We start from the raw sequence: 3,010 nt of genomic DNA, 5'->3' as shown, positions 1-3,010 counted from the left end.
TTGTTCGTTACTGCCTGCTGCTTGGTTGACGAAGCGTTGTGTTCGTCAGCAGCGAAGAGGTGAGATTATGCAGCATTCCGCATTGTTCGTCAAACTTCTTTTTTACCGTCACCGCCTTTTTCAGGCGGCCCCGACTCTCGTTAACTACTTGATTTCGTTAACCTTTTCATCGGGGAGGCGAACTATAGCAAACGCCCGTCAGGCTTGGCAAGGTTTTTTATTCGATGCTCTAAATCTCTCGTACAATTGCTTTGGCAGGATCGCAATATTGCCACCCTGAAATCTCACGTTTTTTCTACAGAGGCAAACCACATATGGACTTGCGACTCGCCCTTCACCACTTGGCCGCAAAGCACAACTTGGCGCCCGCCGATGCCAAGCGCCTCTTGCAGCTGGCGCAACTTGAAGTACCGCCGCAGGGCCACCTGCCAAAACTAGCCTTTGGCGTAGCGATCGCCGCCGCCGCCCTTGGTGGCCTCGGCATTGTCATCTGGGTCGCCGCCAACTGGGATTCGCTCGGGCGCACCGGCCGCTTCGTTTTGCTTGAGAGTTTTGTAGTGGTCATGTGCGTGGGGGCTTTGCTGCGCCCAGCTGCCAGGGCGGCGTTGAGTCTGTTGGCTTTCCTCGCGATCGGTGGCTTGTTCGCCTATTTCGGACAAACCTATCAGACCGGCGCCGACGCCTGGCAACTATTTGCACTCTGGGCTGTATTGAGCTTACCGCTTTGCCTGGCCGTGCGCAGCGATGTGCTGTGGGCGCCATGGGCCTTGGTGACCATGACTGCGATCTCGCTATGGGTGCATGCGCACACTGGTAATTCTTGGCGCATAGGATCGCCAGAACTCGGCGCGCATCTTTTGGCATGGGCCATGGCCCTGGCGCTGACATTCGCACTCAGTCCACTCCTGCAACAACATACAGGCGCAGGCCCCTGGGCACTACGCGCCGCGCTGATTTTGGCAATCATGATTGTCGTTGCCCCTGCGCTGATGGGACTGTTTTCACGCGACATCGCGCCCCAATACTGGCTCGGCTTGGCAGCACTAGCGGGAGCGGCGGCCTGTTTTTCGTCTCCAAAGCTGTTCGACGTTTTCGGCCTCAGCGCGGTCGGCCTCGCACTTGATATTTTGCTCGTCAGCGGCGTCGCCCACCTGGTATTCGATGGGTCATCGGGCGACCATATTGGCGCCTTGCTGTTGGTAGGGCTTTTCGCCGCTGGCTTGCTTGCGGCAACAGTAAGCGTGATCATGCGGCTCGCGCGCAACCATGAAACGACAGGAGTGACGGCATGAGCGACCTCGCTATTGACCAGATGGTACTCGATGCCAAAGCTGCCGGCATCTTGCCTGCGTCTGCAACCCGCCCCGAGCATGAAGCACGTCCGTGGCCGGTCATATTGCTGACTGGCTTAGGTGCGTGGCTCGCCGCAATCCCGTTGATCATGGTGGTCGCCACGCTGTTCAGCGACTTCATCAACAAAGGACTCGCTCCCTATATCGTTGGGGGAGTGCTGCTAGCCGTGACGGTCATGATTTTGCGCGTGCGCGGCGTACCGCTTTTCCTTGAGCAATTGGCCGTCCCCGGAGTCCTGGTCGGCGGCGCCACGCTAGGCATGGGCCTGTTCCGCGACATGCCGAATCAGGCGGCATCGACCGCGCTCGCGCTATGCGCAGCCGTGCTCGCATGGTTGATACCCCGTCCATGGTTGCGCGTGTTGTTCGGAGCAGCGATGTGCGGGTTGGCCGTCTTCACCTTTATTCCAAACGCCTCGCGCGGAGTGGGGGGCGACAGTTTCGATTTCTGGCTGGCGTTACACCTATGCGTCGCCGTATGGCTCGGCGCCAAGTTCTTTCTGGACAACGGCAAGGGTGTGAGCATTGCCGAAACGCTCGAATCATTGTCGGTCGGGTGGATTCTGGTGGCGCTTGGCGGTTTGGCGGTCTGGTCCGGGATGACATTCCTGGTTGGCGCCAACGCCGGCTTTGGTGGTGGGAACGAATTGCACAACGCCAGCGGCAGCGCGCTGCCAATCAAGCCCTGGAATTTTGCCTCGCTCGCGCTGGCGGCCTGCGGCGTGGCGTGGCTAGGCTATCGTTGGCCGACGTTGCGGCAGACATGGAGTGCCGGTGTGGCCCTCGTGTTCGTCGCACTCGCGTGGCTCATGCCTGGCCTGGGCGCCGTCTTGCTGGTGCTTGCACTGTGCGTCACCGGCAAACGCTGGCGCCTGGCAGCGGCCGCCGCGGTTGCGGCAGCCTGGATAATCGGCGGTTTCTACTATCAACTTCAGTTTCCCCTCGCAACCAAGGCAATCCTGCTGACAGGCGCCGGCGCGGTGCTCGGCCTGCTTGCATGGCTTGCACTGCGCACGCAAGGTCACGCCGCGCTGCACGCGCAGGCAACGCCTGTCGCCACATCCCGCCGCACGCGGGTCGGCATTGCAGTCTGCTTGCTCGCAGTACTGATGGTGGCCAATGGGGCTATCTGGCAGAAAGAGGATCTGATTGCAAACGGCCGTCCGATCTACGTCGAGTTGGCGCCGGTGGACCCGCGTTCGCTCATGCAGGGCGACTATATGCGACTCAATTTCAATCTGCCGGTGGAAGTGCAAGCCGAAGAACGTTTCATGCGTCGCAAAGGCCGGCCGCATGTCGTCGCCAAAGTAGATGCACGCGGCGTGGCAACGGTTTCGCGCGTCGACGATGGTTCGCCGCTCGCATCGGACGAAATCCGCATCGAATTGACGTCGACACGCCAAGGATGGACGCTCGTCACCGATGCGTGGTACTTCAAGGAGGGCGAGGCGGAACGGTGGAGCCGGGCCAAGTACGGCGAATTCCGCGTCGCTTCCAATGGGCGCGCCTTGCTTGTTGGAATGCGCGGGCCGGCGCTAGAGCCTCTGAGAACTTATCCAGCACTATTCGAGGGCGCCCACATCGGGCGCTTTTCTCGGCAGCTACCGACAAATAAAACCAGGACTAAAAAAAACCCACCGGCGCTGAACGCGATCTTG

2 protein-coding genes are annotated in these 3,010 nt (G+C 60.2%); both read left to right on the top strand.

Going from position 1 to position 3,010, the window contains the following annotated elements; genetic code table 11:
* Window positions 1-314: 314 nt before the first annotated feature.
* Entirely contained in the window at window positions 315-1,292 is a 978-nt protein-coding gene (locus tag C7C56_RS10285) for a DUF2157 domain-containing protein (RefSeq protein ID WP_106757329.1), read from the top strand.
* Window positions 1,289-3,010, top strand: a 1,722-nt coding sequence (locus C7C56_RS10280) for a GDYXXLXY domain-containing protein (protein WP_106757328.1), incomplete at its 3' end; no start/stop codon positions are given. The genes C7C56_RS10285 and C7C56_RS10280, both read left to right, overlap by 4 nt.

The organism is Massilia glaciei (assembly GCF_003011895.2).
In the GTDB taxonomy this organism is placed as follows: Bacteria; Pseudomonadota; Gammaproteobacteria; order Burkholderiales; family Burkholderiaceae_D; genus Telluria_A; species Telluria_A glaciei.
The sequence above is the reverse complement of the archived record's forward strand: the minus strand, read 5'-3'. Positions and strand labels throughout refer to the sequence as shown.

Coding starts and splice junctions, on each gene's coding strand:
- C7C56_RS10285 (WP_106757329.1), top strand. CDS start 315: ATGGACTTGCGACTCGCCCTTCACCACTTGGCCGCAAAGCACAACTTG.